At 70.0% G+C, this 2,471-nt stretch carries 5 protein-coding genes; 1 reads left to right on the top strand and 4 read right to left on the bottom strand.

Annotated elements, in window-relative coordinates; all coding sequences use genetic code 11:
- Positions 1–16: 16 nt before the first annotated feature.
- A complete protein-coding gene (locus WA805_RS29555; RefSeq protein WP_425243964.1) occupies positions 17–448 on the bottom strand; it encodes a winged helix-turn-helix transcriptional regulator in 432 nt (143 codons plus the stop codon).
- 133 nt (positions 449–581) lie between these two features.
- On the opposite strand from WA805_RS29555, the gene WA805_RS29550 reads away from it, so the two are divergent.
- Positions 582–1,145: a YceI family protein gene (locus tag WA805_RS29550; RefSeq protein ID WP_422276538.1), complete on the top strand. Its 564-nt coding sequence runs from the start codon at positions 582–584 to the stop codon at positions 1,143–1,145.
- A gap of 66 nt (positions 1,146–1,211) precedes the next feature.
- On the opposite strand, the gene WA805_RS29545 is transcribed toward WA805_RS29550, so the two are convergent.
- Genes WA805_RS29545 through WA805_RS29535 form a run of 3 tightly spaced genes read right to left on the bottom strand, consistent with a single transcriptional unit; the run spans position 1,212 to position 2,419 of the window.
- Entirely contained in the window at positions 1,212–1,475 is a 264-nt protein-coding gene (locus WA805_RS29545) for a hypothetical protein (protein WP_422276540.1), read from the bottom strand.
- Positions 1,476–1,484: 9 nt separating this feature from the next.
- Positions 1,485–2,294, bottom strand: coding sequence for a class I SAM-dependent methyltransferase (locus WA805_RS29540; protein ID WP_425243963.1), 810 nt, complete (start codon positions 2,292–2,294; stop codon positions 1,485–1,487).
- Between the two features lie 5 nt (positions 2,295–2,299).
- Positions 2,300–2,419 (bottom strand): hypothetical protein, encoded by a 120-nt coding sequence (locus tag WA805_RS29535; RefSeq protein WP_422290926.1) that lies wholly within the window; start codon positions 2,417–2,419, stop codon positions 2,300–2,302.
- Positions 2,420–2,471: the final 52 nt, after the last annotated feature.

The following is a 2,471-nucleotide window of genomic DNA, read 5'->3' as shown; positions in this document are numbered from 1 at the left end:
GACGAGGACGCCGCCGTCAGCTGGCGGCGGCGTCCTCGTCGGGCAGCTCGGCGTCCGGGCACGGCGGGGGACAGGACCTCGCGTCGTAGGCGGCCTGTGCCGCCTGGATCTCCGCGATGTGCGAGTCCGCCCAGCTGACCAGTTGCCCGATCGTCTCGAGCAGCGTCTCGCCGAGGGGGGTCAGCGCGTAGTCAACGCGCGGCGGCACCGCGGCGTGCACGGTCCTGGTCAGGATCCCGTCCCGCTCGAGCCCGCGCAGCGTCACGGTGAGCATCCGCGCGGTGATGCCGTCGATGCCGCGGTTCAGTTCGCTGAACCGGCGCGGCCCGGCGCCCAGCCGGTCCACCACGTAGATGGCCCACTTGTCGCCGACGCGGTCGAGCACCATGCGGACCCGGCAAGAGGCGGACGCGGACCCCGCTTCCGTTTCGTCACCTGTTACCGTCATAGGATCAAGATTACGCGTTTGACCTGCGTGAGAACAGTCCTTGACACTTCAACCATCCGTTGGTTACTGTTAGGAAGTAACGCACTCAAGCGTAGCAAGCCTAGCAATCGCATCCCTTTTCCCTGGAGGCTCGATGAGCACGACTGCCGTGGAGATCCCCGGCTACATCGCCGGCACCTGGGCGATTGACCCGGTTCACTCTGAGGTCTCTTTCGTCGTCCGGCACATGATGATCAGCAAGGTACGCGGCCGCTTCGACACGTTCGAGGGCACGATCGTCACCGCCGACGACCCGCTTAAGTCGTCTGTCACCGCGTCGGTCGACCTGAACTCGATCAACACCGGGCAAGAGCAGCGCGACGCGCACATCCGCAGCGCCGACTTCTTCGACGTGGAGAACCACCCGACGATGACGTTCACCTCCACCGGCGTGCGTCAGGTGGACGGCGCGCTGCTGCTCGAGGGCGACCTGACCATCAGGGGCGTCACCAAGCCGGTCACCTTCGAGCTCGAGGCCAGCGGCTTCGGCCCGGACGCCTACGGTGGCACCCGCTGCGGCTTCTCGGCGCAGACCTCGATCAACCGGATGGACTACGGAGTGGCGTTCAACGGCCCGATCCCGGGCGTCCCCGGCGGCGTCGCCGTGAGCGAGAACGTCAACATCACCCTGGAGATCGAAGGCGTCCTGCAGTCCTAGCGCGGTCCTGGCGATCAAGCCGTGGATGGCCCGCCCGTACGAATGTACGGGCGGGCCATTGACGTGTCAGGCCGGGTGCTTGGTCAGGTAGTCGATGTACAGCGGGCGCAGCGCGTCCGCGACCTCGCCCTCCCCTGAGTTCACCGCGTCGGCGAGCAGCGCGGAGACTTTGGTCGCGTCCGCCTCCGACTCGCCGATCTCGCCCTCGGAAGCCTCCGCGGCCGGGATCGCCCGCAGCAGTTCCCACAGAAACTTCACATCCGCGTGGTGCAGCGCGCGCCGCACCGCCATGTCGTGCAGTTCGTGCGACGACAGCGACTCAAGATCCACGGTTGGACTCTACCGCTCGGCGCCGGCGTCGGCGTCCGCCTCCACGCGAGTGGTGCGGAGCACGAGGGTGACGAGGGGCACAGTGAACTCTCCGCCCGACGTCTCCGGCCGGGTGCGGAGGTAGTCACGGACCCGGGCGAGCACTCGGTCCCGGTCGGGCGGGTCCATGACGAGCAGCCTGGAGTGCGTGGCGAGGGTGGCGAGCAGGGAGTCGGCCGTGTGCCGCTGGGCGTTCGCGAACTCGGCGCGCTCCGCCGCCAGGAACGACCGGGGCTCGAAGTCCATCGCCTGGAGCGCGGCGGCCTGGGCCCGCCGGATGCTCAGCGCGGGGCTGGTCGCGCCCTCGGCCGCCGTCTGCAGCCCCGCTACCCAGTCCACCCGGTCGTCGTCGTTGTTCCACAGCCCGGCGAGCACCCCGCCCGGCCGGAGCACGCGGGCGATCTCCGGCAGCGCGCGGTCCATGGTGAACCAGTGCATCGCCTGGCCGCACAGCACCGCGTCGGCCGATCCGTCCGGCAGCGGGATGTCTTCCGCCGAGCCTGTCAGCAGCCGTACCGACGGCAGCCGGCGTGCGAACTCGGCGCGCATCTCCGCGTCGGGCTCCACCGCGGTGACATCCGTACCGAGGCGGATCAGCAGCTCGGTGAGGATGCCGGTCCCCGCGCCGAGGTCCACCACCCGCAGCCCGGCCACGTCAGCGGCGACGGGTGCGAGCGCCCAGCGTACTGCCTCGTCCGGGTAACCGGGCCTGAGGTCGGCGTATGCCGACGCCACCGCGCCGAAAGATGACCCGCGACGTACCCATTCGTCCTGCGTCACGGCGATTACTCTAGCCACCGCCCGGCGCGCATCACCCGCCGGAGCCCCAGGTTGTCGCCGGTCACCACGAGGTCGGCGGCCATACCCGGAGCCAGCGCGCCCCGCGAGGCCGACAGCCCGAGCACCCGGGCCGGCGTGCCACTCGCTGCCCGTGCCGCGTCCGCCAGCGGCACGGGC

This window comes from Trebonia sp. (assembly GCF_049794275.1).
Classification (GTDB): Bacteria; Actinomycetota; Actinomycetes; order Streptosporangiales; family Streptosporangiaceae; genus Trebonia.
The sequence above is the reverse complement of the archived record's forward strand: the minus strand, read 5'-3'. Positions and strand labels throughout refer to the sequence as shown.

What these genes read in the sequence shown, in the direction of transcription:
- WA805_RS29555 (WP_425243964.1), bottom strand. Translation starts at nt 448, where the DNA reads ATGACGGTAACAGGTGACGAAACGGAAGCGGGGTCCGCGTCCGCCTCT.
- WA805_RS29550 (WP_422276538.1), top strand. Translation starts at nt 582, where the DNA reads ATGAGCACGACTGCCGTGGAGATCCCCGGCTACATCGCCGGCACCTGG.